This window comes from Pantoea sp. AS-PWVM4, from assembly GCF_000468095.1.
GTDB lineage: Bacteria > Pseudomonadota > Gammaproteobacteria > Enterobacterales > Enterobacteriaceae > Pantoea > Pantoea phytobeneficialis.
In genome coordinates, this window is the sequence record NZ_ASZC01000002.1 from 414,907 (window position 1) to 441,233 (window position 26,327).

General features: G+C 53.7%; 21 protein-coding genes and 1 pseudogene. 12 read left to right on the forward strand and 10 right to left on the reverse strand.

All coding sequences use genetic code 11. The annotated features are described in order from the left end of the window. Positions 1-121 precede the first annotated feature (121 nt). Positions 122-2,737, forward strand: a complete 2,616-nt coding sequence (gene pepN / locus L579_RS02055) for an aminopeptidase N (protein WP_021182624.1) — start codon at positions 122-124, stop codon at positions 2,735-2,737. A gap of 85 nt (positions 2,738-2,822) precedes the next feature. On the opposite strand, the gene ssuB is transcribed toward pepN, so the two are convergent. Genes ssuB through ssuE form a run of 5 tightly spaced genes read right to left on the reverse strand, consistent with a single transcriptional unit; the run spans position 2,823 to position 7,078 of the window. Further along, positions 2,823-3,614 (reverse strand): aliphatic sulfonates ABC transporter ATP-binding protein, encoded by a 792-nt coding sequence (ssuB, locus tag L579_RS02060; RefSeq protein WP_021182625.1) that lies wholly within the window; start codon positions 3,612-3,614, stop codon positions 2,823-2,825. Next, the gene (gene ssuC, locus L579_RS02065) at positions 3,611-4,396 is read right to left on the reverse strand and encodes an aliphatic sulfonate ABC transporter permease SsuC (protein ID WP_021182626.1); all 786 of its coding nucleotides are present in this window, start codon (positions 4,394-4,396) and stop codon (positions 3,611-3,613) included. Before ssuC ends, ssuB begins: the two co-directional genes overlap by 4 nt. 10 nt (positions 4,397-4,406) lie before the next feature. Continuing rightward, complete coding sequence (gene ssuD, locus L579_RS02070; RefSeq protein ID WP_021182627.1) at positions 4,407-5,552, reverse strand: FMNH2-dependent alkanesulfonate monooxygenase; 1,146 nt, start codon at positions 5,550-5,552, stop codon at positions 4,407-4,409. A gap of 10 nt (positions 5,553-5,562) precedes the next feature. Continuing rightward, the gene (locus L579_RS02075) at positions 5,563-6,516 is read right to left on the reverse strand and encodes a sulfonate ABC transporter substrate-binding protein (RefSeq protein ID WP_021182628.1); all 954 of its coding nucleotides are present in this window, start codon (positions 6,514-6,516) and stop codon (positions 5,563-5,565) included. Between the two features lie 10 nt (positions 6,517-6,526). After that, complete coding sequence (gene ssuE / locus L579_RS02080; RefSeq protein ID WP_021182629.1) at positions 6,527-7,078, reverse strand: NADPH-dependent FMN reductase; 552 nt, start codon at positions 7,076-7,078, stop codon at positions 6,527-6,529. Positions 7,079-7,826: 748 nt separating this feature from the next. Here ssuE and L579_RS02085 point away from each other — a divergent pair. The 4 genes from L579_RS02085 (at position 7,827) to L579_RS02100 (ending at position 12,034) form a co-directional block, all read left to right on the forward strand. After that, positions 7,827-8,834, forward strand: a complete 1,008-nt coding sequence (locus tag L579_RS02085; protein ID WP_021182630.1) for a glycosyltransferase family 2 protein — start codon at positions 7,827-7,829, stop codon at positions 8,832-8,834. Positions 8,835-8,892: 58 nt separating this feature from the next. After that, on the forward strand, positions 8,893-10,197 hold the full coding sequence (locus L579_RS02090; RefSeq protein ID WP_021182631.1) for a flippase: 1,305 nt from the start codon (positions 8,893-8,895) through the stop codon (positions 10,195-10,197). A gap of 131 nt (positions 10,198-10,328) precedes the next feature. Next, positions 10,329-11,339 (forward strand): quinone-dependent dihydroorotate dehydrogenase, encoded by a 1,011-nt coding sequence (gene pyrD, locus L579_RS02095; RefSeq protein WP_021182632.1) that lies wholly within the window; start codon positions 10,329-10,331, stop codon positions 11,337-11,339. A 152-nt stretch (positions 11,340-11,491) separates the two neighbouring features. Then, positions 11,492-12,034 carry a cell division protein ZapC gene (locus L579_RS02100; protein ID WP_021182633.1) on the forward strand — a complete coding sequence of 181 codons (543 nt, stop codon included), beginning with the start codon at positions 11,492-11,494 and terminating at the stop codon, positions 12,032-12,034. A 4-nt stretch (positions 12,035-12,038) separates the two neighbouring features. On the opposite strand, the gene L579_RS02105 is transcribed toward L579_RS02100, so the two are convergent. After that, positions 12,039-13,148 carry a YcbX family protein gene (locus tag L579_RS02105; protein WP_021182634.1) on the reverse strand — a complete coding sequence of 370 codons (1,110 nt, stop codon included), beginning with the start codon at positions 13,146-13,148 and terminating at the stop codon, positions 12,039-12,041. A gap of 109 nt (positions 13,149-13,257) precedes the next feature. Between L579_RS02105 and rlmKL the strand changes: the two genes are divergently transcribed. The 6 genes from rlmKL to rmf all read left to right on the forward strand — a co-directional run bounded on the left by rlmKL (position 13,258) and on the right by rmf (position 21,212). Beyond that, a complete protein-coding gene (rlmKL, locus tag L579_RS02110; protein ID WP_021182635.1) occupies positions 13,258-15,369 on the forward strand; it encodes a bifunctional 23S rRNA (guanine(2069)-N(7))-methyltransferase RlmK/23S rRNA (guanine(2445)-N(2))-methyltransferase RlmL in 2,112 nt (703 codons plus the stop codon). A gap of 5 nt (positions 15,370-15,374) precedes the next feature. Beyond that, complete coding sequence (locus tag L579_RS02115; RefSeq protein ID WP_021182636.1) at positions 15,375-17,288, forward strand: ABC transporter ATP-binding protein; 1,914 nt, start codon at positions 15,375-15,377, stop codon at positions 17,286-17,288. A gap of 17 nt (positions 17,289-17,305) precedes the next feature. Beyond that, positions 17,306-18,589, forward strand: coding sequence for a membrane integrity-associated transporter subunit PqiA (gene pqiA, locus L579_RS02120; RefSeq protein ID WP_021182637.1), 1,284 nt, complete (start codon positions 17,306-17,308; stop codon positions 18,587-18,589). After that, positions 18,561-20,204 (forward strand): intermembrane transport protein PqiB, encoded by a 1,644-nt coding sequence (gene pqiB / locus L579_RS02125; RefSeq protein WP_021182638.1) that lies wholly within the window; start codon positions 18,561-18,563, stop codon positions 20,202-20,204. The genes pqiA and pqiB overlap by 29 nt, the downstream gene beginning before the upstream one ends. Then, the gene (gene pqiC, locus L579_RS02130) at positions 20,201-20,767 is read left to right on the forward strand and encodes a membrane integrity-associated transporter subunit PqiC (RefSeq protein WP_021182639.1); all 567 of its coding nucleotides are present in this window, start codon (positions 20,201-20,203) and stop codon (positions 20,765-20,767) included. The genes pqiB and pqiC overlap by 4 nt, the downstream gene beginning before the upstream one ends. 277 nt (positions 20,768-21,044) lie before the next feature. After that, positions 21,045-21,212, forward strand: a complete 168-nt coding sequence (rmf, locus tag L579_RS23130; RefSeq protein WP_013508548.1) for a ribosome modulation factor — start codon at positions 21,045-21,047, stop codon at positions 21,210-21,212. Positions 21,213-21,320: 108 nt separating this feature from the next. On the opposite strand, the gene fabA is transcribed toward rmf, so the two are convergent. Beyond that, the gene (gene fabA, locus L579_RS02135; RefSeq protein WP_021182640.1) at positions 21,321-21,839 is read right to left on the reverse strand and encodes a bifunctional 3-hydroxydecanoyl-ACP dehydratase/trans-2-decenoyl-ACP isomerase; all 519 of its coding nucleotides are present in this window, start codon (positions 21,837-21,839) and stop codon (positions 21,321-21,323) included. A 66-nt stretch (positions 21,840-21,905) separates the two neighbouring features. Then, a pseudogene (locus L579_RS02140) lies at positions 21,906-23,764 on the reverse strand (AAA family ATPase). A gap of 53 nt (positions 23,765-23,817) precedes the next feature. On the opposite strand from L579_RS02140, the gene matP reads away from it, so the two are divergent. Beyond that, on the forward strand, positions 23,818-24,285 hold the full coding sequence (gene matP, locus L579_RS02145) for a macrodomain Ter protein MatP (protein WP_152521856.1): 468 nt from the start codon (positions 23,818-23,820) through the stop codon (positions 24,283-24,285). A 67-nt stretch (positions 24,286-24,352) separates the two neighbouring features. Here the strand turns inward: matP and ompA are convergent, their stop codons facing one another. Together ompA and sulA are read right to left on the reverse strand one after the other, a co-directional pair. Then, positions 24,353-25,426 carry a porin OmpA gene (gene ompA, locus L579_RS02150; protein WP_021182643.1) on the reverse strand — a complete coding sequence of 358 codons (1,074 nt, stop codon included), beginning with the start codon at positions 25,424-25,426 and terminating at the stop codon, positions 24,353-24,355. Positions 25,427-25,776: 350 nt separating this feature from the next. Continuing rightward, the gene (gene sulA, locus L579_RS02155) at positions 25,777-26,268 is read right to left on the reverse strand and encodes an SOS-induced cell division inhibitor SulA (protein WP_021182644.1); all 492 of its coding nucleotides are present in this window, start codon (positions 26,266-26,268) and stop codon (positions 25,777-25,779) included. Between the last annotated feature and the right edge of the window lie 59 nt (positions 26,269-26,327).

Below are 26,327 nucleotides of genomic sequence, written 5' to 3' on the forward strand. Positions count from 1 at the left end.
ATTTGTGCCATTGTTAATAAATTGTAGCATTTTCTGCTAAGGCACGCATTGTGCGTGGCAAGTGAGGCCCAACCCGCTTAGACTTTGACGGGTATACCTTTTAACGATGCGAGAAGGATTTATGACGCAACAGCCGCAAATAAAATATCGTCACGACTACCGTGCACCCGATTTCACCATCACTGATATCGATTTGACGTTTGACCTTGATGCGGCCACCACGCGCGTCACCGCGGTCAGCCAGGTGAAGCGTTTAGGCAACAGCCAGGCTGAGCTGCGTCTGGATGGGGAAGATTTGACCCTGGTATCACTGGCGGTGGACGGCACTCCGTGGACGCATTATCGCGAAGAAGAGGGCGCGCTGGTGTTGAGCCAGGTGCCAGACACCTTCACCCTGACCATCATCAATGATATCCACCCGGACCAAAACACCGCGCTGGAAGGTTTGTATAAGTCAGGTGAGGCGCTGTGCACGCAATGTGAAGCCGAAGGTTTCCGTCATATCACCTGGTATCTGGACCGCCCGGATGTGCTGGCGCGTTTTACCACCACCATTATCGCCGATGCCGCGCGCTATCCGTACCTGCTCTCCAATGGCAACAAGCTGGAGAGTGGTCGTCATGAAGATGGTCGCCACTGGGTAAAATGGCAGGACCCGTTCCCGAAACCCTGTTATCTGTTTGCGCTGGTCGCTGGTGATTTTGATGTGCTGCGCGACAGCTTTACCACCCGCTCAGGCCGTGATGTGGCGCTGGAGATCTTTGTCGATCGCGGCAACCTTGACCGTGCCGACTGGGCAATGACCTCGCTGAAAAACAGCATGAAGTGGGATGAGGAGCGTTTTGACCTCGAATATGACCTCGATATCTTTATGATCGTCGCGGTGGATTTCTTCAATATGGGCGCGATGGAGAATAAAGGGCTGAACGTCTTTAACTCTAAATACGTGCTGGCGAAAGCGGAAACCGCCACCGACAAAGATTACCTCGGTATTGAAGCGGTGATTGGTCACGAATATTTCCACAACTGGACCGGCAACCGCGTCACCTGCCGTGACTGGTTCCAGCTCAGCCTGAAAGAGGGGCTGACGGTGTTCCGCGATCAGGAGTTCAGCTCAGATCTCGGTTCCCGCGCGGTGAATCGCATCGATAATGTGCGCGTGATGCGCGGCGCGCAGTTCGCTGAAGATGCCAGCCCGATGGCACACCCGATTCGCCCGGATCAGGTCATTGAGATGAACAACTTCTACACCCTGACGGTGTATGAAAAGGGTTCAGAAGTGATTCGCATGATGCACACCCTGCTGGGCGAAGAGAATTTCCAGAAAGGGATGCAGCTCTATTTTGAGCGCCATGATGGTAGCGCGGCGACCTGCGACGATTTCGTGCAGGCGATGGAAGATGCGTCTAATGTCGACCTGTCACAGTTCCGTCGCTGGTATAGCCAGTCCGGTACGCCGGTGCTGACGGTGCGCGATGATTACAACCCGGAGCTGGAGCAATATACGCTGCACGTTACCCAGCACACGCCACCGACCGCCGAGCAGAAAGAGAAGCTGCCGTTACATATCCCGCTGGATATTGAACTGTATGACGGTGAAGGCAAGGTGATCCCGCTGCAACACAATGGTCATCCGGTGCACCATGTGCTGAACGTCACCGAAGAGTTCCAGAGTTTCGTATTCGATAAGGTTTATTTCCAGCCAGTGCCCTCATTGCTGCGCGAATTCTCTGCGCCGGTGAAGCTCGACTATAAATGGAGCGATGCACAACTGACGTTCCTGATGCGTCATGCCCGTAACGACTTTTCCCGCTGGGATGCAGCACAAAGCCTGCTGGCAACCTATATCCGCCTGAATGTCGCGCGTCATCAACAGGGGCAACCGCTGTCGCTGCCGCTGCATGTGGCTGATGCCTTCCGTGCGGTGTTGCTGGATGAGCAGGGCGATCCGGCGCTGATGGCGCTGATTCTGACGCTGCCTTCGGAGAATGAAATCGCTGAGTTGTTTGAGGTGATTGATCCGCAGGCCATTGCTGAAGTGCGTGAGGCGCTGGTGCGCACCCTGGCGAAAGAATTGAGTGATGAGTTCCTGGCGGTTTATCGTGCCAATCAGAGCCATGAGTACCAGGTTGAGCATGCGGAAATCGGTAAACGCGCGCTGAAGAACGTCTGCCTGAGCTACCTGGCCTTTGCTGACGTCGAACAGGCTGACAAGCTGGTACAGGCGCAATATCAGCACGCCACCAACATGACTGATGCGCTGGCGGCAATGTCGGCGGCGGTCGCTGCACAACTGCCGTGTCGTGATAGCTTAATGGCGGCCTATGACGAGCGTTGGCATCAGGATGGTCTGGTGATGGACAAATGGTTTGTGCTACAGGCCACCAGTCCGGCGTCTGACGTGCTGAGCAAGGTGCGTGAACTGCTGCATCATCGCTCTTTCACCATGGGTAACCCCAACCGCATTCGTTCGTTGATTGGCGCTTTTGCCTCGGCTAATCCGTCGGCCTTCCATGCCAAAGATGGCAGCGGTTATCAATTCCTGGTGGAGATGCTGACCGATCTCAACACGCGGAACCCGCAGGTTGCTGCGCGCATGATCGAGCCGCTGATTCGTCTGAAGCGTTACGATGCCGGGCGCCAGGCGTTGATGCGTCAGGCGCTGGAGACGTTGAAAGGACTGGATAAGCTGTCTGGCGACCTGTATGAGAAGATCACCAAAGCGTTGAATGCGTAATTAACCGTAGCGGCGCGATAAATCGCGCGGCTTTTTGCCAATGGCGGCAGAAAACTGCGCAATAAATTGCGCCGCTACGGGGCGATTATCGCTGTTGTGCAAAGCGTAGCGGCTGTTCGCTGGAGCTACGCTTCATCACCCGATCCAGCACTTCCGCTTCCAGTTCAGCCAGTCGGGCAGAGCCGCGACGGCGTGGACGCGGCAGATCAACCGTTAAATCCAACCCGATTTGTCCTTCTTCAATCAGCAATACCCGATCCGCCATCGCCACCGCTTCGCTGACGTCGTGCGTCACCAGCAACACGGTAAAGTTATGCTGTTGCCACAGCGATTCAATTAATCCCTGCATCTCAATACGCGTTAAGGCGTCCAGCGCACCGAGCGGTTCATCCAGCAGCAGCAGACCGGGACGGTGGATCAACGCACGCGCCAGTGCGACACGCTGTTTCTGCCCGCCGGACAGCGCGGCGGGCCATTCGTTGGCACGCTCCGCCAGGCCCACGGCTGCCAGCGCTTCCAGCGCATTGTCCCGCCAGGCACGACCTTTTAGCCCAAGCCCGACGTTATCAATCACCTTTTTCCACGGCAGCAGACGCGCATCCTGAAACATCAAACGCGTATCATCGCGTGCCGACGCCAGCGGGGCATTGCCGGCCAGTAATTCGCCTTGCGTGGTGGATTCCAGTCCGGCCAACAGGCGCAGCAGGGTGCTTTTGCCGCATCCGCTGCGGCCCACCACCGCGACGAATTGTCCGGCCGGAATATGCAGATCAATATGGTTCAGGATGGTGCGGTCACCATAGCGTTTGACTACGCCGTTAACGCCCACCGGTGTTCCGCTGTTAAGCCGCGCCGGAGTGAGGGGTGCAGTGCTCATGCGTTAGCCTCCTTCAGTTGATAAGCCGGATGCCAGCGTAGCCAGACGCGCTCCAGCAGTTGGGCCGCGACATCGGCCAGTTTGCCGAGCAGGGCATACAGAATGATGGCGACCACCACCACGTCGGTTTGCAGAAATTCACGCGCGTTCATCGCCAGATAACCAATGCCCGAGTTAGCAGAAATGGTTTCGGCAACGATCAATGTCAGCCACATCAGGCCCAGGGCGAAACGTACCCCCACCATAATAGAGGGGAGGGCACCGGGCAGAATCACCTGAATAAACAGGCTCCAGCCGGAAAGGCCATAACTGCGCGCCATCTCCACCAGCCCCCGATCAATATTGCGGATGCCGTGGTAGGTGTTGAGATAGATCGGAAACAGCGTGCCGAGCGCGACGAGGAAAATTTTCGCCGCCTCATCAATGCCGAACCACAGGATCACCAGCGGAATCAGCGCCAGATGCGGCACATTGCGCAGCATCTGCACCGAGGTATCGAGCAGGCGCTCACCCAGACGTGAGGTGCCGGTAATCAGGCCCAGTATCAGCCCGATCGAGCCGCCGATACTGAAACCAATCGCGGCGCGCCAGCCGCTGATGGCGAGGTGCTGCCACAATTCGCCGCTGGCCGAGAGATTCCAGAAGGTGATCAGGATATTCTCCGGCGACGGCAGAATGCGCGTCGATAACAGCCCGGTTTGGGAAGCCAGTTGCCATACCGCGACTAACAGGACCGGCAGCGCCCAGGGCAGCAAGGCATTACTCAGGTGTTTCTTTGTCATGATAGCCTCCTCAACTCTGCGACACTTTTTGCGGCGCGAAGTCATGGGCGACAGCCTCACCACGCGCTTTAATCGTCGACGGCTGCGGGATCTGCGGCACGGCCAGGTCAAGGTGCGGGAACAGCAACTCGCCGACGCGATACGCCTCTTCCAGATGGGGATAGCCGGAAAGAATAAAGGTTTCGATACCGAGGTCGGTGTATTCCTGCATACGTGCCGCGATGGTCGGTCCATCGCCGACTAAGGCTGTACCAGCACCACCGCGCACCAGACCGACACCGGCCCACAAATTAGGGCTGATCTCCAGTTTGTCACGGCGTCCACCGTGCAACGCGGCCATGCGCTGCTGACCGACGGAATCGGTGCGGGCTAACGCGGCCTGCGCTTTGGCGATAGTGGCATCATCCAGATGGGCGATCAGCCGGTCGGCGGCACGCCACGCCTCTTCATTGGTTTCACGTACAATCACATGTAAACGGATGCCAAAACGTACCTTGCGCCCCTGAGCTTCTGCTTTCGCGCGGACCTGGGCGATCTTCTCCTTAACCTGGGCGGGCGGTTCACCCCAGGTGAGATAAACATCGACCTGCTCGGCCGCCAAATCCTGAGCTGCATCAGACGATCCACCAAACCACAACGGGGGACGGGGCTGCTGCACCGGTTTAAACATCAGCCGGGCACCGTGCACCTTGACATGTTTTCCTTCATAATCAACGGTTTCCCCTTCCAGTACGCGCCGCCAGATACGGGTGAATTCAGCCGATTCAGCATAGCGTTCACGGTGATCGAGGAACACGCCATCCCCCGCCAGTTCTTCCGGGTCTCCCCCGGTTACCAGATTAAACAGCGCCCGGCCATTCGACAGGCGATCGAGCGTGGCGGCCTGGCGCGCGGCCTGTGTTGGGGAAATCACGCCGGGGCGTAGCGCGACCAGAAAACGCAGACGTTGCGTCACCGGAATCAGCGATGCCGCCACCAGCCAGGCATCTTCACAGGAGCGACCCGTTGGGATTAGCACGCCACCAAAACCGAGGCGATCGGCGGCCTGCGCCACTTGTTGCAGGTAGGCATGGTCTACCGGGCGCGCACCTTGATCGGTGCCAAGATAGTGGCCATCACCGTGGGTCGGGAGAAACCAGAATACGGATACGCTCATTATTCACTCCTTAAGGCTGAGCCGACTGTGGTTGCCAGATGCGATCGGCGATCGTCACTTTTACCGGCATCAAATGGTTGGCATAGAACAGGTCGGCCGTTTGCTGTTGGGCCTGCGCGGTATGGGCGCTGACCGGCGTAATGGTGGTGGGTGGTCGATGGTCGAGATAGCTGGCAATCACCGGCTTGGGCAGACCCATCGCCTGCGCCAACAGGTCGATGCTCTGGTCACGCTGACTACGCGTTAACGCATCGGCCTCACTGAAGGTTTGCAACACCTGCTGCACAAAGTTGCCATTGGCGGCGGAGAATTTACGGGTGGCGAGATAGAAGGAACCGGTTTGATTCAGTTTGCTGCCATCGGCCAACACCCGCACATTGCCCTGTAACAAGGCGGCGGAGTAGTAGGGATCCCAGATCGCCCAGGCATCCACGTCACCCTGCTGAAAAGCGGCGCGAGCATCGGCAGGCGTCAGGTAAGTGGGTTGAATATCTTTAAAGCTCAGACCGGCCTGCGCCAGTGCGCGTAATAACAGGTTGTGGGAACTGGAACCTTTCTGAAATGCCACTTTGTGGCCTTTCAATTCGGCCACGCTGTGAATCGGGCTATCTTTGGGAACCAGAATCACTTCTGCCTTTGGTTTAGGAGGTTCCGAGCCGACATACAGCAAATCCGCCCCCGCAGCCTGGGCAAAAATGGGCGGGATATCGCCGGTGCTGCCGAGGTCGATACTGCCGACATTCAACGCTTCCAGCATCTGTGGTCCGGCGGGGAACTCAATCCACTGAATCTGCGTATGCGGGAAACGTTGCTCCAGCAGCCGATGCGATTTAGCCAGCACCATGCTGACGGACCCTTTTTGATAGCCAATACGAAACTGCGCGGGTGCGTCAGCGGCACAGGTACTCAGGCTCAGCAGCGCGGTAAGGGTTGCGAGCAGCAGACCGGATAGCATCCTTTTCATACTTCTTCCTTTATACAGCTTTAGCAAAGGGTTGGTGGCGGCGATGCAGCGCATGCCAGAAGGTATCCAGTGCTTCATCAATGCGCGCGGCCAGCAACTGATCCAGTTCCGGCTGGCGGTCATAGTGTTGAATCTGGCTGTCATCGGCGAACACACCGTGCAGGACTTCCTGCGCTTTCAGCGCATTGAGTACCGGTTTCAGGGCGTAATCCACTGCCAGCATATGTGCCACGCTGCCGCCGCTTGCCAGTGGCAGCACAACTTTATGTTCCAGGGCGCGCTCAGGTAACAGGTCCAGCAGCGTTTTCAGGGCGCCAGAAAATGAAGCTTTATAAATGGGGGTGGCGACAATCACACCATCTGCCTGCGCCAGATCCTCTTTCAGGGCCTGCAAGGCCGGGGAATCAAAACGCGCATACAACAAATCTTCCGGTTGGAAGTTGTGAATATTCCAGGGAATGACTTCTACGCCGCGAGCTTCCAGCGCCTGCTGGCACAGGCTTAGTAACGCCGTGGAACGGGACGGAAATCGTGGGCTGCCTGCCAGCGTAATAACCCGCATAGTCACTCCTTATAACTGAAAGTTATTGATTATCTGATATTGAGAACTGATGTGGTAATCCTGACAGAGCGGGGGGCAGGGCTTAAATGATTTATCCGGCAATGATAAGCCGGAATCTGCAAATAAACGGTGGGCATCAATATCAGGCGGTGGGGAATCGATACGACAATTCCGAAAACCGCTGAGTCACAAAATTGAAATGATTCACTCTCTTTAAGCAATGACATGCCGTTGAGTCGATTTATTAGTGTGCAAAAGGATAACAAATGTATCGCTACCCCATTATAAGTGATGTCAGCACCATACCAGGTTGCCACGTCGCTATATTTCCGGTGACACGGCAACTTCTCGTATAAACAACGATGATGCGGTTAACCGCGAGGGTATCAGTTATGTCTGGTTGTATCTCCCGGTATCAATTTAATCAGCTCTGTCAAAATCGATACCAATAACAAACAAGGAGATTTTAAATAATTTCTTGTTCTAAATTACAAATGGAAAAATGTCATCCAGGTGAGAAAAATAAACCACAACTCAACGGTGTAAAAATAATAAATAAATACATCATGGCTGATAAACATTATTTCTGATTAGCCCTGGGTCTGGTTGGAAAACGGAACTGTCAAAACCTGCGACCACTGATTAAGCTAGCGCTAAATGATTCTTGTGATAATGCATTCTGTGCGTTGTGGCGTACAGGGATGTGGTTGCTATTTTTCTTTTTACAAAGTTCAAAAAGAGAGTGCTTATGTCAGAGAAACAACTGTCCGTTATCATTCCTACTTACAACGTAGAGAAATATATTGTTGAATGTGTGGATTCTCTGTTAGCGCAAATATCCACGCCCAATGAAATCATTATTGTGAATGACGGTTCAACCGATGGTACCCTGGCACTCCTCAATCAACATTATGCCAGTCAACCTCAGATCCAGATTGTTACTGTCCCTAACGGTGGCGCCGGACTGGCGCGCGACAAAGGGATTGAGCTGGCACAAGGGGAGTTTCTGTTCTTCTGCGACCCGGATGACCGAGTGGCACTTGGCCTGGTGCAGGAGTTGCAACAGGTGGCGCAGAGGCATCCCGAGGTGGAGCTGTTCTGCTTCAGCTCGACCACCTTTGACCACGAACAGCCGCAGCGTTGTGCCTCTAAAGTGAAGCATGACCTGGCTGGCCTGCAACCGGCGCAGCAGGTCCTTTCCTCTTTATTACGTAATGGTACCTATACCTCGGCGGCCTGGAACTACATCCTGAAACGCACGGTTGTCGATAATCATCAGCTACGCTTTGAACAACGGGTGCATGAAGATCACTGTTTCAGTCTTGGCGCTTTCCTGAAAAGCCGTCAGGCATGGGTGAGCGAGAAAAGCTATTATCAACAACGCGTACGCGTGGGTTCATTAACCAACGGCAGCAAAAATAGCGATTATTTTCTGCAACGTTACCATGCCTTTATGCAGGCGTATCACGATTTAATGACCACGCTGGAAAAAAATACCTGGCGCGATCGGCTTCAAAAAGAATATTTGTTACATTCCTTCCGCTTGATGATTTATCTCTCGTTATATAACCGTACTCCGGTGCCGCATTACGTGATTAATGCTATCCGTTTTCTCGGCCGGGAAATCAAAGCTACCGGGTTTAAAGAGTGGCTTTTATTGAATCAACCCGAGCTGTTTATTCGTCTTCAGAATTACAAAGTGGTAAAGGAGATGAAGAGAATCAGCCTTATTCCGAAAAGTGTTCCGGTGGTTTGATTGCACCAGAAATAAGTGCGAAAGTCATTGCAGGTCTGAGCATTAAGGTTGTTGCGTCATGGCGAAAACACTCGATAAGAGTTTAGTGATTAATATTTTATCTTTACTGGCCTATCGGGGAGCGTCCTTTCTCTTCCCATTAGTCACCTTGCCCTATCTGGCGCGTATTTTGGGCGTCAACCAAATGGGGGTACTGGCGCTGGCGATTGCCTGCGTGATGTATTGCAGCACCATTTCAGACTGGGGTTTTAACGTTTATACCACCAAGGATATTGCTCACCATCGTGAAGATAAAACGCGGGTGACGCAAATCTTCTGGTCAACCTTCAACGCCAAATTACTGTTAATGCTGTCCACCAGTGGCGTGCTGCTGCTGACGACCTGGCTCAATCCAGGCTGGCATTATCTGTTCTGGGTAGTGTTGGCGAATTGCACCACGCTGCTCGGTTCACTGTTCTCCTTTGGCTGGTTGATGCAGGGGTTCGAAAAACTGGGCAAAACAGCGGTGATCGCCACCTTTGGTAACTTCTGTGCCATCCCATTAACCTTCCTGTTGGTGAAAACCCCGGACGATACCTGGCTGGCAGCGTTGATCCCGGGTGTGGTGTCAATGATCAGCGCATTGATTACCCTTCGATTTGTATTGATGATGAAGGTGATTGGTCGCTATCGTTTCGAACCCAGCGAAATCAAGCAACGCCTGAAAGATAGCGTGCACGTTTTTATTGCTATCGCGGGTGCCAACCTGTTTAACAGCGTCAACGTGGTGATCCTGGCGGCATTCACCTCGCATTATGCGATTGGTATCTATAACGGGGCTGATCGTCTGCGTAAGGCGGCAAATTCGGTGCCGGAGCAGATTGGCAATGCATTTTTCCCCCGGGTCAGTTATCTGTTTGCCCGCGATAAAGCGGCGGCGATTGCGGCGACGCGCAAAAGTTTGCTGATCTCGTTCCTGCTCAGCCTCGGTATTGTGATCTTTACCTGGTTCTTCGCCGATGACGTGGTGCGCATTCTACTGGGTCAGGAGTTTGTGGCCTCGGCTGACGTGCTGCGCGTGTTTGTGCTGTGTTTCCTGTTTGGCAACATTGCTTATCCGGCGGGGTTGCAGGTGTTGATCCCCCACGGTCTGGCTCGTCAGCGTATGCTGGTGATGTTGGGACCGGGAATTATTAATATCCCGGTTTGTGCGTTTCTTGCCTGGAAATATGGGGCGATTGGCGCAGCCTGGTCGATGGTGATTGCTGAATTCCTCGTCTGCGTGGGGATTTTCTGGGTGATGGCGCGGCACGGTATTTTGCGCGAATACCTGCATAATTCACCGTCTACCCGCACAGCGATTAAAGATACCGCAAGTGAATGATGATGCAGGTCAATCTGACCTGCGTTTCCTCGCGCTGCAATTTACTTTTGTGCCAGAGGCCTTTACCATTCTGGCGCACATTTTCCCGTGCACCCCGACTTTCACGAAGCTTCCGCCATTCAGGAGAGTGCATGTTATATCCTATCATCCGGCCGGCGCTGTTTAAGCTCGATCCAGAGCGTGCGCACGAACTTACCTTTCAACAATTGCGTTTTATCAGCGGCACCCCGCTGGAAGGGTTTATCCGCCAGTCGTTACCTGCGCGTCCGGTGAACTGCATGGGGCTGACCTTTCCTAATGCTTTGGGGCTGGCAGCCGGTCTTGATAAAAATGCCGAATGTATTGATGCCTTTGGTGCTATGGGCTTTGGCTTTGTCGAAGTGGGCACCGTGACACCCCGCGCGCAACCCGGTAATGATAAACCGCGTATGTTCCGCCTGGTGGAAGCGGAAGGCATAATTAACCGCATGGGATTTAATAATCTGGGTGTCGATCACCTGGTTGATAACGTTAAAAAGGCGCGTTTTAAAGGAATCCTTGGTATCAATATTGGTAAAAATAAAGATACGCCAGTTGAACAAGGTAAAGACGATTATCTGATCTGCATGGAAAAGGTGTATGCCCATGCCGGTTATATTGCCATCAATATTTCGTCACCTAACACGCCAGGATTACGCACACTGCAATATGGTGAAGCGCTGGATGATCTGCTGTCAGCGATCAAATTAAAGCAAAAAGAGTTGCAGGAACGGCACCTTAAATATGTTCCCGTCGCGGTGAAGATCGCGCCGGATCTTTCTGAAGAGGAATTGATCCAGGTGGCAGACAGTTTAGTGCGTCATGAAATTGATGGTGTGATTGCCACCAATACCACGCTGGACCGTTCACTGGTGGCGGGGCTGAAATACAGTGAAGAAGCCGGTGGTTTAAGTGGTCGTCCGGTACAAACACGCAGCACCGAAATCATTCGTCGCCTGTCGCAGGAACTGCAAGGCCGTCTGCCTATTATTGGTGTGGGTGGTATTGATTCGCTGGTGGCCGCGCGTGAAAAAATCGCCGCCGGTGCCACGCTGGTCCAGATATACTCCGGATTCATTTATAAAGGACCTGGTTTAATTAAAGATATCGTGACCCACCTCTAAGACATTTCCCACATTCCCGCGCCAGGGGGTTTATTTATCCCTCTGGCTCGTTTATATTTTGTTCTGCTGGTGCATTTTTCAGCTTTTCCTTAGCGTTATTTTTCTTTGCTGTGAACCGCAATTTTGCGCAGCGATAAACCACAGGGCACATCATGAAAATCAAACCCGATGACAACTGGCGTTGGTATTTTGACGCGGAGCATGACCGGATGATGCTTGATCTAGCTGATGGCATGTTATTTCGCTCGCGCTTCTCACGCAAAATGCTGACGCCAGATGCCTTTAATGAAAGCGGTTTTTGCGTGGATGATGCCGCGCTTTATTTTACCTTTGAAGAACGTTGTCGTCTGAGCGGATTAAAAGGCGATCAACGTGCCGAGCTGGTATTAAATGCGCTGGTTGCCAGCCGTTTTCTAAAACCGCTGATGCCAAAAAGTTGGCACTTTACCAGCCATGCTCACAGCTGGCAGCCTGCTGCGGGTGATATGGTGGCGGTGACGTTGGCCGATAGCGGTGAGCAGGCACAATTGCTGGTGGTGGAGAGTGGTGAGAATGCGGCGCTGTGTTTGCTGGCACAACATGCGCTAACCGTGGCGGGTAAAGGCATGGTGTTGGGTGATGCGATTAAAGTGATGAACGATCGCCTGCAACCTTGTCAGCAGGAATCATCCGCCCCGTTTGCCAGGGCGGTATAACGCGTTACGCCAGTTCAATATCGCCAGCGGGAATACAACTACAACTCAGAATGGTGCCATCCTGACGTACGGCACTTTTCTTCAATGCTTTCACTTCTCCCGATACCAGCGTCATTTTGCAGCTGCCGCATATCCCGGCACGGCAGGAGTAGGGGATACGAAAGCCCTGCATCTCCAACTGCTCCAGTAAGACTTGCTGATTGTCGCCGGCGAAGGCACTGCCCTGATAACCAATGGTGACAGGGCTGGTCGGGCTGGCGGTGGTTGCCAGTGTCTCCACGACCTGACCAGCACCATAGGCGCGAGCCGGTTGTTTCTCCACGATGGTGACGGGATCGCCCACCCGGATCACACCGCTGTTCAGCGCAATTAAATTCAGACCGAAATCAATGTCGCCACTGCCATCCTGCGCGCTGCGGAAACGTTGCAGGGTTGCCAGTGGTTCACCCTGCGGATGTTTCTGGCCACTTTCTGTTCCCACCGTGGTGAAGACACAGCGACTACAGGGCTTCGGCATCTCAAAGGTGATATCGCCAATTTTCAGGGTCTTCCAGCTATCTTCTTCCCATGCCTGCGCGCCACTGACCACCAGGTTAGGGCGGAACTGTTCCACGCGCACGCTGGCGGGGCAGCGTTGTTGCAGATCCTGCAATGACGCCATGTTTACCAGCAGATAAGGAAAACCATCGGCGAAGCTGAGTGGCACCTGGTCAAAGCGTTTAACGCGCCGGGTCGGTTGGGAACCGGTCCAGCGTAGCTGCACCGGGCGCGGAAAAAAGCCGCTCAGCCATTGGTTGATCGCATCCGGGGCAACACGAGAAGTAAAGTGATTACCCCATACTTCGGTGGGCGCATCATCGGCGGCAAAATCGGTGAAGCGAATCAGCGCCTGGCTGCCATCGGGTGCCTGTAAAAACAGGCCGTCCGGCAACAGCGCCGGGGTGAAGCGCACCATCTCCGGGTACTGGCGAGCTGTGATAAAGGTGCCATCGGTTTCGGTGACCATAAAGATGCGATCAAATCCCAGGCCGCTATCCAGCACCTGGGCATGCGACAACTGAAGACCGCGCATCGATTTAACCGGATGGATATATAGACGGGACAACGTAATCATCACCACTCCCTGAAAGCCGTCATGCAGGACAAAAAGAAGCTAACTTTAGGACATAGGACGCTGATTCGCTATAATGCGCAACAATTTTATCAAGGGTATAAGTGACGATATGAATTCTCTGTTTGCCAGTACGGCGCGTGGGCTCGAAGAGCTGTTGAAAACTGAGCTGGACGCGCTGGGTGCGCAGGATTTGCAGGTGGTGCAGGGCGGGGTGCATTTTGAGGCCGATGACCGCGTGATGTACCAAAGCCTGCTGTGGAGCCGTCTGGCTTCGCGTATTTTACTGCCGCTGGGAGAATTCGGCGTCTGGAGCGATCTCGATCTGTATGTCGGCGCCCAGAGTATTCCGTGGTGTGACATCTTCGACAGCAATACCAGCTTCGCCATCCACTTCAGTGGCACCAACGAGGTGATCCGCAATAGCCAGTTTGGTGCGCTGCGTATCAAAGACGCCATTGTTGACAGCTTTACGCGACAGAATCTGCCACGCCCGAATGTGGATCGTGAACAGCCGGGCATTCGTATCAATGCCTGGCTGAATAAAGATCGCGTCAGCATCGCGCTGGATCTGAGCGGTGATGCGCTACATCAGCGTGGTTATCGCCAGCAAACCGGCCAGGCGCCATTGAAAGAGAATCTGGCGGCGGCGATCGTGATGCGTTCTGGTTGGCAAAAGGATACGCCACTGATCGATCCAATGTGTGGTTCCGGCACCCTGTTGATTGAAGCGGCGTTGATTGCCTGCGATCGCGCGCCTGGCCTGTTGCGTTCGCGCTGGGGCTTTACTGACTGGAAAAAACATAATCAACCGCTGTGGCAGGAGTTGCGTAGCGAAGCGCAACAGCGCGCACGCACGGGTACGGCAGCGACCGGTGCGCGTTTCTTTGGTTATGACAATGATGGTCGTGTGCTGGAGTGGGCGCGTGCCAACGCGCGTCGTGCCGGTGTGGCCGATCTCTTCACCTTTGCGCAACAGGATGTCCTGAAGCTGAGCAATCCGTTGCCGCCGGAGGTGACCGGTACGGTGTTGAGTAACCCACCGTATGGTGAGCGTCTGGAGAGCGAACCGGCGCTGATTGCGTTGCACAGCCAGTTAGGCCGCATCATGAAGCAGAAGTTTGGTGGCTGGAACCTGTCGTTGTTCAGCGCCTCACCCGAGCTGCTGAGCTGCCTGTCGCTGCGTGCCGACCGTCAATTTAAAGCGAAAAACGGCCCGCTCGAGTGCGTGCAGAAAAATTATCAGCTGGCGGCCAGCAGTGGTGAAGGTACCGCGCAGATCGCGGAAGATTACGCTAACCGCCTGCGCAAGAACCTGAAAAAACTGGAGAAGTGGGCGCGCCAGTCGAACATCGATTGTTATCGTCTTTACGATGCCGATCTGCCGGAATATAACGTGGCGGTGGATCGCTATGCCGATTGGGTGGTGATTCAGGAATACGCAGCGCCGAAAACCGTGGATGCCAATAAGGCGCGTCAACGCCTGTTCGACGTGATCAGCGCCACGCTTAGCGTGCTGGAGATCCCGGCGAACCGTCTGGTGCTGAAAACCCGTGAGCGTCAAAAAGGCAAAAACCAGTATCAGAAGCTGGCGGAGAAGGGCAACTTCTTTGAAGTGCAGGAATTTGATGCCCGTTTCCTGGTTAACCTCACCGATTATCTCGATACCGGCCTGTTCCTCGATCACCGCATCGCGCGTCAGATGCTGGGTAAAATGAGCCAGGGCAAAGATTTCCTGAACCTGTTCTCGTACACCGGCAGCGCCAGTGTCCATGCAGGTCTGGGTGGGGCGAAATCCACCACCACGGTGGATATGTCGCGTACCTATCTGGAATGGGCTGAGCGCAACTTGCGCCTCAACGGGCTGACGGGCCGCCAGCATCGCCTGATGCAGGCCGATTGTCTGAGCTGGTTGCGTGACAGCAACGAACAGTTTGACTTGATCTTCATCGATCCGCCGACCTTCTCCAACTCGAAGCGTATGGAAGACGATTTTGACGTGCAGCGCGATCACCTGATGCTGATGCAAAACCTGAAGCGTCTGCTGCGTCGTGGCGGTACCATTATGTTTTCCAACAATAAACGCGGCTTCAAAATGGATCTTGATGGATTGCAGCGTCTGGGCTTGCAGGCGCAGGAAATCACCCAGAAGACCCAGTCGCAGGATTTTGCCCGTAATCACATTCACAACTGCTGGCTGGTCAGCCACGCCGGTAAGGAATAAGTTTTATGTCATTGATCAGTATCCACGGCGCTTATCTCTCCTTCAGCGATGCGCCGTTGCTGGATAACACCGAGCTGCACATTGAAGAGGGTGAGCGCGTCTGTCTGGTGGGGCGCAACGGGGCCGGTAAATCCACGCTGATGAAAATCATCAACGGTGAACAGCCGCTTGATGATGGTCGCATCATTTATGAAACCGACCTGGTGGTGGCACGTCTGCAACAGGATCCGCCGCGCAACATCACTGGCTCGGTGTATGACTTCGTCGCCGAAGGGGTGGAAGAACAGGCGGAACACCTGAAGGCGTACCACGCTATCTCCCATGTGGTGATGGAGGATCCCAGCGAGAAAAACCTCAATGAGATGGCGCGTTTGCAGGGCATCCTGGATCACCACAACCTGTGGCAGCTGGAAAGCCGCATCAATGATGTGCTGGAAAAAATCGGTTTACAGGCGGATACCGAACTGTCGTCATTGTCCGGCGGCTGGTTACGTAAAGCAGCGCTGGGACGTGCGCTGGTCAGCAATCCACGCGTGCTGATGCTGGATGAGCCCACCAACCACCTCGATATCGAAACCATCGACTGGCTGGAAACCTTCCTGAAAACCTTCACTGGCAGCATCGTGTTTATTTCGCACGACCGTTCGTTTATCCGCAATATGGCGACGCGCATTGTCGATCTGGATCGCGGCAAGCTGGTCTCCTGGCCGGGCGACTACGACCAGTATCTGCTGGGTAAAGAAGAAGCGCTGCGCGTGGAAGAGATGCAAAACGCCGAATTTGACCGCAAGCTGGCGCAGGAAGAGGTGTGGATCCGTCAGGGCATCAAGGCGCGTCGTACCCGTAACGAAGGTCGTGTTCGTGCCCTGAAAGCGTTGCGCCGTGAACGTTCTGAACGTCGTGAAGTGATGGGCAAAGCCAATATGCAGGTGGGTGAAGCCTCACGCTCCGGCAAGATTGTGTTTGAGCTGGAGAATGTCAACTACGCTGTAGATGGCAAGGTGCTGGTGCAGGATTTCTCATCACAGGTGCAGCGTGGTGACAAAATTGCGCTGATTGGCCCCAACGGCTGTGGCAAAACCACGCTGTTACGTCTGATGTTGCAACAACTGAAGGCGGATAGCGGTCGCGTGCACTCCGGAACGAAGCTGGAAGTGGCGTACTTTGACCAGCATCGTGCAGAACTTGATCCTGATCGCACCGTGATGGATAACCTGGCGGAAGGCAAGCAGGAAGTAATGGTGAACGGTAAGCCGCGCCATGTACTGGGTTATTTGCAGGACTTTTTGTTCCATCCGAAACGCGCCATGACGCCGGTGCGTGCGCTTTCCGGCGGTGAACGTAATCGTCTTCTGTTGGCACGTTTGTTCCTCAAACCCAGCAACCTGATGATTCTCGATGAACCGACCAACGACCTCGATGTGGAAACGCTGGAGCTGCTGGAAGAGTTGATTGATGGCTATCAGGGTACCGTGTTGCTGGTGAGCCACGATCGTCAGTTTGTCGATAACACCGTCACTGAATGCTGGATTTTCGAAGGTAACGGCGAGATTGGGACCTTTGTCGGCGGGTATCATGATGCGCAGCAGCAGCGTGCCGCGTATAAGCAGCTGAAGACCGCGCCGGTGGCGAAATCTTCCGTCACTGCAAAACCTGCGGAAAAAAGTGATGCCGGTAAACGTAACGCAACCAAGTTAAGTTACAACCTGACGCGTGAGCTGGAGCAGCTGCCGCAAAAACTGGAGCAGCTCGAAACGCGTATTGGCGAGTTGCAGGCGCAAATGAGTCATCCGGATTTCTTCAGTCAGCCGCACGATAAAACGCAGCCGGTGCTTGATGCGCTGGCGCAGACCGAGCAGGAACTGGAAACAGCGTTTGAACGCTGGGAAGAGTTGGAAGCTCTGAAAAACGGCGCTTAATACAGAAGGAAACCGGTATGTGTGCAGCGGATAATCCGCAATCGTGGGTGCTATGCCCACAATGCGATTTAACGGTTAAATTGCCTGCTGTGCCGATCGGCAGCCGGGCGCGTTGCCCGCGCTGCCATACCACGCTGACAGCAAACTGGCACGAACCGCAAAAGCGGCCGACCGGCTATGCATTTGCCGCGCTTTTTATGCTGGTGCTGGCGAATCTGTTCCCTTTCGTCAACATGCATGTCGCCGGTTTGAGTAGTGAAATCTCGCTGCCGGAAATCCCCAATGTGATGGTGCGTGAGGATTACAGCAGCCTCGCCACCCTGTTCCTGCTCTTTGTGCAGGGCATTCCCGCATTCTGTATGGTGACCATCATCCTGTTGGTCAACCGCATCAGAATGCCGCACCACCTGCGGTTGGTGCTGGCACGCATTTTGTTCCAGTTGCGTAACTGGGGCATGGCGGAAATCTTCATGGCCGGGGTGCTGGTCAGCTTTGTCAAACTGATGGCTTACGGTGAACTGGGTCTGGGGATCAGTTTCTGGGCCTGGTGCCTGTTTTGCGTGTTGCAACTGCGCGCGTTTCAGGTGGTGGATCGCCGCTGGGTGTGGCAGCAGATCGCACCCTTGCCAGCGCTGCCACACGCACCGAAAGCAGGTATCAGTGGTTTACAACAGGGGATGAAACGTTGTTCGTGCTGCACCGCCATTTTGCCTGTTGCGCAGAATCACTGTAGCCGCTGTGGTGTGGTGGTGCATGCGCGCCGACCGCACAGCCTGCAATGGACGCTGGCGTTGCTGGTGACTTCACTGCTGCTTTACCTCCCTTCGAATATTATGCCGATCATGGTGACGGAGACGTTAGGCACGCAATATCCCTCTAACATTATGGCAGGGGTGATTTTGCTATGGAGTGATGGCTCCTGGCCGGTGGCGCTGGTGATTTTTATCGCCAGCATCATGGTGCCGTCGTTGAAAATGTTGGCGATTGGTTGGTTATGCTGGGATGCCAGTGGACGCGGCCAGCATGACAGCGAAAAGATGCATCTGGTTTATGAGGTGGTGGAGTTTGTTGGCCGTTGGTCAATGATTGATGTGTTTGTGATTGCTGTCCTTTCCGCATTGGTCCGGATGGGGCGGCTGATGAGTGTTTACCCGGCGCCAGGCGCGCTACTGTTTGCGCTGGTGGTGATTCTCACCATGTTTGCAGCGTTGGCTTTTGATCCGCGCCTGACCTGGGATCGTGTACGGAAAACCGAACGTAAGGAGCCGCGTCTTGACGGACAATCATCAGGGCATTGCTAACGTCGACCAGATTAAACGCTGGTCGCCGGTCTGGATTGTACCCATCGTTACGCTGTTGATCGGCGGATGGATTCTTTTTTATCACTTCAGCCATCAGGGGCCGCAAGTCACGCTGATCACCGAAAATGCCGAAGGTATTGAAGCAGGTAAAACCACGATTAAAAGCCGTAGTGTGGATGTCGGCGTGGTGGAAAGTGCGGTGCTGACTGACGATTTGCATCATGTAGAAATCACCGCGCGCCTGAATTCCGGTATGGAAAAACTGCTTCATAGCGATAGCGTGTTTTGGGTGGTCAAACCGCAGATTGGCCGTGAAGGAATTACCGGCCTCGGTACCTTGCTGTCTGGTGCTTACATCGAATTGCAGCCGGGCACCAAGGGCGACAAGCCGACGAGTTACCAACTGCTGGACGCGCCGCCGCTGGCACCGCCCGATGCCAAAGGTATTCGCGTCACGCTTGATAGTAACAAAGCGGGGCAATTGAATCCGGGTGATCCGGTGTTGTTCCGTGGCTACCGGGTGGGATCGGTAGAAACCAGCAGTTTTGATACCGACAAACGTATGATGACGTATCAGCTGTTTATCTCAGCGCCTTATGACCGACTGGTGACCACCAATGTGCGTTTCTGGAAGGACAGCGGCATCGCCGTGGATATGTCTTCCTCAGGTATGCGTGTCGAGATGGGATCATTGACCACGCTGTTCAGTGGCGGTGTGAGCTTTGATGTGCCAACTGGCTGGGAGCTGGGCGAAGTGGCGCAGAACAAGGCGGAATACCATCTGTTTGACGATCAGCGCAGTATCCAGGATTCGTTGTATACCAAGCATATCGATTTCCTGATGTTCTTCTCTGACTCCATTCGAGGTCTACAGGCGGGAGCACCGGTGGAGTTTCGCGGTATCCGGCTTGGCACGGTGGCGAAGGCACCTTACATGATCCCGGGCCTGGATCAGGCGCTGGACAATGATTATCGTGTGCCGGTATTGATTCGTATTGAGCCTGATCGCTTCATTACCCGTCTGGGCGGAGATTTTAACCTTGAGCAACATCTGCAAGATGGTAAAAAGCGCGGCCTGCGTGCCACGTTGAAAACAGGGAATCTGCTTTCCGGCGCACTCTACGTTGATCTGGACTTCTATGACAATGTGGCGGCGTATAAAGGGCCGAATAAAGTTGCCGGTTTCGAAGTGATTCCGACGGTCAGCGGCGGCCTCAGTCAGATTCAACAAAAACTGATGGCGGCATTGGATAAGATTAACAATCTACCGTTGAATCCGATGATCAATGAGGCAACCGGTACGCTGAAAGAGAGTCAGAAAACGTTGCAGCAGTTGCAAAAAACGCTGAATAACCTGAATCAGATCACTGCCAGCCCGGCGATGAAGACGTTACCGGCTGATATGCAGCAGACATTGCGTGAGCTGAACCGCAGCATGAAAGGGTTGCAACCGGGATCGCCTGCTTATAACAAGCTGGTAGGCGGTATGCAGCAACTCGATAAGACGCTGCGTGAATTGCAGCCGGTGTTGAAGACACTGAACAGCAAAAGCAACGCGCTGGTGTTTGAAGCCAAGCCGGGTGAGGACCCACAGCCAAAGAGGGCGAAACAGTGAAAAAAGGGTTGATGATTGGGGCGATGCTGCTGCTGGCGGGTTGCAGCAGCACCGTTGAAACGACGTACTATCAACTCCCGACAGGTGCCGCTATGGCACCTGTCAGCAGCGATGCCAGCAGTAAGCAGCCGATGCTTTGGGTTCAGCAGGTCAGCGTACCGGATTATCTGGCAGGCAATGGTTTGGTGTACCAGACCAGCGACGTGAAATACGTCATTGCCGCTAATAATCTTTGGGCCAGTCCGCTTGACCAGCAATTGCAGCAAACGCTGGTGAATAATCTGAGCCGTGCGTTGCCGGGCCGCCTGGTATCAGGCTCGCCGTTGGCTGAGACGCACGATACCCTGACCGTCAATGTGACCGGTTTTCAGGGGCGCTTTGACGGTAAAGCCATTGTGAGTGGGGAGTGGGTGCTGCAACATGAAGGGCGTCTTATCAAACATGGCTTTAATCTGACGCTGCCACAGACTGAAGACGGTTACGATGCCTTGGTACGTACCCTGGCGCTTGGTTGGCAACAAGTCGCTCAGCAGATAGCGAATAATGCGATCGCGTTAAATTAAGGATTGTTCGAAGCTTATCTAAGTCCTTGATTTGTCATTAACGAGTGGCAAAAATATCAGGGACTTTTTTATTGTCTAATCAGCCAGATAAGAGATTTTTCCGAAAATTTACCTCATTCTGTGATGTCGGTTTCAGGTCATATTTATGACATTGGCGTGAAATTTGCGCATTGATCTTTTCGGCGCATGGCGTTAGAACGTTAGAGTGGTTGAACATTTTTCCGCCACTCTATCTTTCCACCAGATTCCACCAGACCTGAAATGAGGGAAACGAGGTATGAAGAGACAGAAACGAGACCGCCTGGAACGAGCACATTCACGAGGCTATCAGGCCGGTATTACGGGACGCTCAAAAGAGATTTGCCCGTATCAAATGATCGACGCACGGTCTCACTGGTTGGGAGGTTGGCGACAAGCCATGGAGGACAGGTCGGCGGTGGCTTAGCACTGCCGGATGTCTATCAATAAGGAACAAACCTCCGCGTAATGCGGAGGTTGTCATTTATACCCGTCATAACCTGAGATACCTCAAGTCATTTCGGGTATAGGGAGATTAGAAAGCGGTGGTGTCTTTGAACAGACCCACTTTCAGGTCAGTTGCCGAGTAAATCAGATTACCGTCGACAAATACCTCGCCATCAGCAACGCCCATCACCAGTTTGCGGTTGATGACACGTTTGAAGTGAATTTTATACGTCACTTTCTTCGCTGTTGGCAGCACCTGACCGGTGAATTTCACTTCGCCCACGCCCAACGCGCGGCCTTTGCCTTCGGCACCCAACCAACCCAGATAGAAGCCAACCAGCTGCCACATGGCATCCAGGCCCAGACAACCCGGCATAACGGGGTCGCCGATGAAGTGGCAATCAAAGAACCACAGGTCAGGACGGATATCCAGCTCGGCTTCGACAAAACCTTTGTCGTATTTGCCGCCGTCTTCGGTCATTTTGACCACGCGGTCCATCATCAACATATTGCCTGATGGAAGCGGCGGTCCGTTTTCGCCAAACAGTTCTCCGCGACCTGAGGCAACCAGGTCTTCTTTGCTATAGGATTCGCGTTTATCTACCATGTTCTCAATAAGCCTTATTTAGTGAAGCCCGAATATTAGCGAACAGTTGTACGCCGGGCAATGCTATCAGCTGTGGTTGAACCAGTTAAGCCAACGTAAGGGCCACGGACGCTGACGCGTCTCCTGCTGATTCAGCTGCGCGATACGTTCCTGGATAGTGCTCAGCAGGGAGTCCCCGCTTTCACTTTGCCACACCACACCGGTTAGCAGTGGTAATGCCTCATCGACGCTCTCAATCGCCCAGATATGGAACTGGCCCTGCTGGACCGCTTCAATCACCGCAGCGTTGAGACTCAGATGGCGGACATTACTGGCGGGCAAAATGACGCCCTGCTGGCCGGTAAGACCACGTTCGTGACAAATACTGAAGAAGCCCTCAATTTTTTCATTGAGGCCACCCACTGGCTGTACATTGCCAAACTGATCAACCGAACCGGTGACGGCGATTTGCTGATTGAGCGGTTGATTAGCCAGTGCACTGATCAGCGCGCAAAGCTCGGCCAGTGATGCGCTGTCACCATCGACTTCAGAATAGGATTGTTCAAACACCAGTGAAGCAGAGAAGGGGAGTTGCTGCTCCAGCTCCAGCTCGGCAATCAGGTAAGCCTGCATAATCATCATGCCTTTCGCATGGATATTGCCGCCCAGCTCCGCTTTGCGTTCGACGTCAGTGAACTCGCCATCACCCGGATGCACTACGCAAGTAATACGCGACGGTTCGCCCCAGGGACGCGGATGGCCTGGAAACTCAATCACAGACAGGCCATTGATCTGACCAACCACTTCCCCTTCTGTTTCGATCATGATCTGGTTTAGCAGAATTTCATCACGCATGCGATCGGCGAGGAAACTTTCGCGCCACTGACGCGCTTCCAGTGCATCCTTTAGGGCTTCGGCATTAAGGACGTCGCCGTGCAGTGCGGCTTCCTGCATCTGGCGGCGCAACCAGCGTGGGCACAGCGGTAAGGTGTCCTGATCGCCAGTGTTCCGTACCGCCTCATTGATCAGTACCGGCCAGAAATCTGCTTCAGGATCCGGTAAACCGGCCAGACCAGCCTGGGTGAGTGTCCACTGACACCAGGCGGTCATATCGTCTTCATCGACCAACTGCAAGCTTTCTTCAAACTCACTGTAAAGCGCCATTTCGTGCGCTTCGGCATCCAGAGCCTGAAAATCAGCTAATGCATCACGTTCGCCGCACAGGATCAGGCGCAGCTGAAACGGTAACGCTGGAATCGTGACCGGTAACGGCTGACGTTCATCTGATGAATACCATTCAAAACGGCCCTGCTCGATACATTTTTTCAGTCGTAACCACATCAGCGGCTGAGCCAGCAACGTATTGACGCTGAGGATCAGGGTGCCGCCATTGGCGCGATGGATTAAACCTGGCTCGAGCTGGACCCGATCTTTGTATTGACGGACGCAGCCAAACAGTTGTTCAAATTCGATCCAGTCTGCATAGTGCACGCCACCCTGGCTGGTGAAAGGGCGGTTTTCTGCCGCTGGTAACAGGCTGACATTGTCACCCATCACCAGATAATCACCACCAAACAGGGCGGTTTCATCAGGCTGAAAGCGCTGTGCAGCCGAGGCAATCCAGGCGAGGTAGTCGTTATTTTCCTGACTGCGTAACAGCAGCAGTGGAAAACCCTGTTGTTGATGATGTAAATGCGCCAGGGCATTCAGCAGACGCGGCTGGACCGCGGCTAGACTATCGCTATCTTCCAGTGAAACATTGGAGAAAATGGATTGGTAGCGGGTGCTATCCGGCTGCAGGGCTTGCCACGTAAGTTGAGAGCTGGTCAAAATATTCCATTCGTCGAATTCGGGAAAAGCGCGATTATACAGGAATCAACCAGGTTAAGCACTGCGGAGTTCCGGCCCGAATTGTGATGACCGCAATATGTTTTTCCTTGCTGCATCCAGGAAAAAAGCTGTTATTCTTAGTTTGTTACGTGATCACGATGAGATTCCGATGAAATACCAGCAGCTCGAAAATCTTGAAAGTGGATGGAAGTGGAAATACCTGGTGAAAAAGCATCGGGAAGGTGAGCTGATCACCCGTCATCTGGAGCTGAGTGCTGCTCAGGCCGCGGTTGACCTGCTGTTGACGATGGAGAATAGCCCTGTCGAAGTCAACGCATGGATTGACCAGCATATTCATCCGGATTTAGAAAATCGTCTTAAGCAGACGATCCGTGCTCGTCGTAAGCGCCACTTTAATGCGGAGCATCAGCATACCAGGAAGAAATCAATCGATTTGGAATATCTGGTGTGGCAACGGCTGGCAGGACTGGCGCAGCGTCGCAGCAGCACGCTTTCTGAAACGATTGTTCAGTTGATTGAAGATGCGGAACGCAAAGAGAAGTATGCCAACCAGATGTCGACACTGAAGCAGGACTTGCAGGCTATTCTGGGTAAAGGTGATGCAGGTAACGAGTAATCTATTGGTTGCCATCTGCCAGGTATAAAAAAACCCCGCCGAAGCGGGGTTTTTATTACGCGAAAACTTAAGCCTGCGGCTGAGTTACCACGTCTTTGATACCTTTCACGTCGATTTCAACGCGACGGTCCGGCGCCAGGCAGTCGATCAGGGCGTTGCGGCCTTTCACGCTGTCACAGGTGTTGCCAGTAACCGGGTTAGATTTGCCCATGCCACGCGCAGAGATTTTGTTAGCCGGGATACCTTTAGATACCAGGTAGTCGACAACAGACTGAGCACGTTTCTCAGACAGTTTCTGGTTGTACTGCTCTGAACCGATACGGTCGGTGAAGCCCAGAACCACGACTGAACCGTCTTTCGGGTCCAGTGAGCTCAGCTGGCTGTACAGCTGATCCAGAGCCTGCTGACCTTCCGGCTTCAGGGTTGCTTTGTTGAAGTTGAACAGAACGTCAGACTTCAGGGTGAAGCGCTTGGTTTCTACAACCGGAGCCGGAGCTGGGGTCGGAGCAGCAACAACTGGTGCAGCAGCTTCGTCCTGACCGAAACGGTAAGAAACACCGACGCTCAGCATGCTGTTGTCAGGGCGTGCGCCAACGGTGCCTGCGTCGCCGATGTTGTTAACCCACTGGTAGTCCAGACGAGTAGCCCAGTTTTTGGTCAGTGCGTATTCAACACCAACAGCAGCCAGCGGAGAAACGCCGGTGTCGTGGTCGCTGATGCGGCCAGTAGTCGGGTTGGTCTGAGTTGAGTCAGCACGCCATACCATGCCGCCCAGACGGGTGTACACGTCCAGATCGTCAGTGATCGGGTAGCTCAGTTTAGCAGCCAGCTGAACGCCTTGTGCTTTGAACGCGCCGTTAGTCACGCTGCCTTTGTTCGGCATACGGCCCAGCCAGTCGTAGCCCAGCTCGAAGCCCAGGTACGGGTTAGCCTGGTAGCCCAGGAATGCACCTGCGCCCAGCTGACTTTCGTGAGTCGGACCGTTGTTGTTCTCATAACCGTTACCGTAGTAACCAGTATCGTGATACTGAGACCAGCCCAGTTTAGCACCGGTATACCAGGTGTCATCTTTAGGAGCGGCCTGCGCTACGGTAGCGAAGCCAGCCAGTGCCACTGCAATTGCGATAGCTGTCTTTTTCATTTTGCGCCTCGTTATCATCCAAATAGGCAATGAGCAAAAATAGTTTGCTCTTGGTTTAATCCTTCGCCGGGTCAAAACGCTCGCTTATGACTCTACCGAAAAAAACGGAGGTTATTGAGCACCCTGGCGAGGTAAAGTCTACAACGAGATTGGAAAGTTACAAGTATGATGTGACGCCAGGCGATAAAAAAACAGGGATTTATACACACATTTTAACAATTGACACGGCATAATCTTCGTGATCAGAAATGAAAAAATCGGCTAAGCCATTGTCTAAGCTGGCGGGACAAGAATCAGTGGCTTAGCGTCAACTTCCGCAAAAAACAGCGTGAGAAAAATCCTAATTTTACTTAATGAAACAAATCTGAGGGAATTTTTGACGCAGATGGTTGTCTGCACAAAACCCCATCGTGTCCCTGAGGACGCATCACCAACCCCAAAGCTTCCCCTTCAGCAGCAGCCTGTTTGAGTTCACGACGTTCATCATCATTCAGCTCATAAGGGATCCACGCCAGCACGACGCTATAGTTACCGGTGCGCAGAGCTTTAACCATGCTTTCAACCGTACTGTAGCGTTCAGATTCAGTGATGTGCATGCTCTTTTCCAGCGGCAAACCAGATTGTTGCATCCAATGGCGATTCAGCTTATGTGCAGGCGTTAACCACAGCTGCCAGCGTGATTGTAAGCTCAATTGTTTTAGCACCGGCAGCAGCAGTAATTGCATCATGCCAGGTTGCTCGCTGTAGCGAAGTTCTGTAATGCCACCCAAAGAAGGTTGCGCTAAGTCTGAAGTCGCAAAACGGTGAGAACGATCAGCGGTGCCAGAGAATTGAGTACGCATAATTTAATCACTCAGTAATGAACTGTATGAATATACAGTAATGAGTTCCTGGATAAAGA

Coding starts and splice junctions, on each gene's coding strand:
- pepN (WP_021182624.1), top strand. CDS start 122: ATGACGCAACAGCCGCAAATAAAATATCGTCACGACTACCGTGCACCC.
- ssuB (WP_021182625.1), bottom strand. CDS start 3,614: ATGAGCACTGCACCCCTCACTCCGGCGCGGCTTAACAGCGGAACACCG.
- ssuC (WP_021182626.1), bottom strand. CDS start 4,396: ATGACAAAGAAACACCTGAGTAATGCCTTGCTGCCCTGGGCGCTGCCG.
- ssuD (WP_021182627.1), bottom strand. CDS start 5,552: ATGAGCGTATCCGTATTCTGGTTTCTCCCGACCCACGGTGATGGCCAC.
- L579_RS02075 (WP_021182628.1), bottom strand. CDS start 6,516: ATGAAAAGGATGCTATCCGGTCTGCTGCTCGCAACCCTTACCGCGCTG.
- ssuE (WP_021182629.1), bottom strand. CDS start 7,078: ATGCGGGTTATTACGCTGGCAGGCAGCCCACGATTTCCGTCCCGTTCC.
- L579_RS02085 (WP_021182630.1), top strand. CDS start 7,827: ATGTCAGAGAAACAACTGTCCGTTATCATTCCTACTTACAACGTAGAG.
- L579_RS02090 (WP_021182631.1), top strand. CDS start 8,893: ATGGCGAAAACACTCGATAAGAGTTTAGTGATTAATATTTTATCTTTA.
- pyrD (WP_021182632.1), top strand. CDS start 10,329: ATGTTATATCCTATCATCCGGCCGGCGCTGTTTAAGCTCGATCCAGAG.
- L579_RS02100 (WP_021182633.1), top strand. CDS start 11,492: ATGAAAATCAAACCCGATGACAACTGGCGTTGGTATTTTGACGCGGAG.
- L579_RS02105 (WP_021182634.1), bottom strand. CDS start 13,148: ATGATTACGTTGTCCCGTCTATATATCCATCCGGTTAAATCGATGCGC.
- rlmKL (WP_021182635.1), top strand. CDS start 13,258: ATGAATTCTCTGTTTGCCAGTACGGCGCGTGGGCTCGAAGAGCTGTTG.
- L579_RS02115 (WP_021182636.1), top strand. CDS start 15,375: ATGTCATTGATCAGTATCCACGGCGCTTATCTCTCCTTCAGCGATGCG.
- pqiA (WP_021182637.1), top strand. CDS start 17,306: ATGTGTGCAGCGGATAATCCGCAATCGTGGGTGCTATGCCCACAATGC.
- rmf (WP_013508548.1), top strand. CDS start 21,045: ATGAAGAGACAGAAACGAGACCGCCTGGAACGAGCACATTCACGAGGC.
- fabA (WP_021182640.1), bottom strand. CDS start 21,839: ATGGTAGATAAACGCGAATCCTATAGCAAAGAAGACCTGGTTGCCTCA.
- matP (WP_152521856.1), top strand. CDS start 23,818: ATGAAATACCAGCAGCTCGAAAATCTTGAAAGTGGATGGAAGTGGAAA.
- ompA (WP_021182643.1), bottom strand. CDS start 25,426: ATGAAAAAGACAGCTATCGCAATTGCAGTGGCACTGGCTGGCTTCGCT.
- sulA (WP_021182644.1), bottom strand. CDS start 26,268: ATGCGTACTCAATTCTCTGGCACCGCTGATCGTTCTCACCGTTTTGCG.